General features: G+C 56.7%; 1 protein-coding gene. It reads left to right on the top strand.

The genetic code is table 11. The features are described 5' to 3' along the window. Positions 1–1,341: FtsX-like permease family protein (locus AB4043_RS24590; RefSeq protein WP_442308403.1), on the top strand; the 1,341-nt coding region annotated here is incomplete at its 5' end. Between the last annotated feature and the right edge of the window lie 365 nt (positions 1,342–1,706).

The raw sequence follows: 1,706 nt of genomic DNA, 5'->3' as shown, positions 1-1,706 counted from the left end.
AATCTGGTGTGGTTCGGCATTGCACTGGCGCTGGTCGCAGCGGTCTTCCTTGCGTATGTTCCTCGTTTGCCTTCAGCGGGCGGCCAACTTGGTACGAGCCTCACCAGCAGCGGATCACGCGGCAGCACGGGAAGCAGCAGCCGGCGGCTGCGGATCTTCGCCGTCATGCAGATTACTGCTTCGTTTCTTCTGCTGACCGGCGCAGCCGTATTGATGCGCACGCTCTATACGCTCGAGAACACGCGGCCGCCTTTTGACACCTCGCGCGTTCTTGCCGTGAATCTGCCGGTGCTGACGTACGGCAGGACTCCTGAGCAGGTCCAGAACTTCTATCACGATGTTGCACGCCGCGTGAGCACTCTGCCCGGCGTGGATCATGTCTCCACAGGGTTCAGCGTTCCCTGGCGTGACGATCAGGGCCTCAACATCAGCTTCACCTTTGCAGCACAAGGCTCAACGCGCAAAAACGGCGTGGATGACTGGCGCGCAAAGTTCCGGTCAGTCTCGCCCGGTTATTTCGAAACGCTGGGTGTGCCGTTCCTTGGAGGCCGCGATTTCAGAGACACAGACAAAGCCGGCTCGGAGCGAGTGGTCATCGTCAGTCAGAGCCTTGCGAAAGCTCTCTTCCCCAATGGCGATGCGCTGAATCGCGAGTTGCACTGGACCGATGGCGTGATGAAGTTCGTTGGCATCGGTTATGAGCCGCGCCGCATCGTCGGCGTCGTGCCTGATATCGACGACGAGAACATCATTCCATCGCCTGCCATGACCGTCTACCAACCGACCGATCAGGAAGGCTGGCAGGGACGGCTCTTCGTGCGCACCCGGACCAATGATCCCTACGCGCTTGCACCTGCTATCACCCGCACGATTCATGAGATTTCAGCGGATCAACCGATCGAGAAGGCCAGCACACTGGATGACATTCGCGCCGAGGTGATGACACCTGACAAACTCAACGCCCTTGTCTTCGGTGGATTTGCGGCCGTCGCCCTGCTGATTTCAATTGTCGGCGTTGCCGGTGTACTTGCCTTCTCGGTAAGTGGGCGTACGCGCGAGTTTGGAATCCGCATTGCGTTGGGAGCGAAGCCCCAGAATATTCTCGCCGATGTTCTGTTGCAGGGGCTTGCGATCGCCGGCATCGGAGTCGGCGCCGGCATTATCTCCGGCATCGCCTTCGCACATGGGATTGCCATATACATCACGGAAGTACGTCAGCCAGGAATTCTTGCATTCATTTTGTCGGCCTTCGTCATACTGGCCGCAGCTGTAATCGCATCTGCCATTCCTGCCGCTCGGGCTGCGCGAGTCAACGCTGTAGAAGCGCTGCGCGCGGAGTAGACGTCAACCTAGTGTGGTGTCCCAGAAGTTCTTGTCATAATGTTGTCATCCTGAACGTTCGGGTCCCCAGCGAACTTGTTCGCTAGGGTGATTAGTGAAGGACCTGCTTTTCAACGCTTCGGATGGCAGGCTTTTCATGATTTATGTCGCGAACTTTAGACTCGCCACACTAGATGCAAGCCCTCAGCGGCTAAAGCCGCAATCTCCTTCTAACTCTGTGCAGCCTGGGAGATAGGTAACAGTTTAGACCGGGCAGATGGGTAACACTTTTTGCTCGGTAGGTTTATGTATCTGAGTTTTTTTGATTTCAGGTAGTGGTGGAGGCGGTGGGAATCTGGGAATTTCGGTTGTATGAAATTTCCAGA

Source organism: Terriglobus sp. YAF25, from assembly GCF_052113305.1.
Classification (GTDB): domain Bacteria; phylum Acidobacteriota; class Terriglobia; order Terriglobales; family Acidobacteriaceae; genus Terriglobus.
Note: the sequence above shows the minus strand (reverse complement) of the source record. Positions and strands in the feature narration are given on the sequence as shown.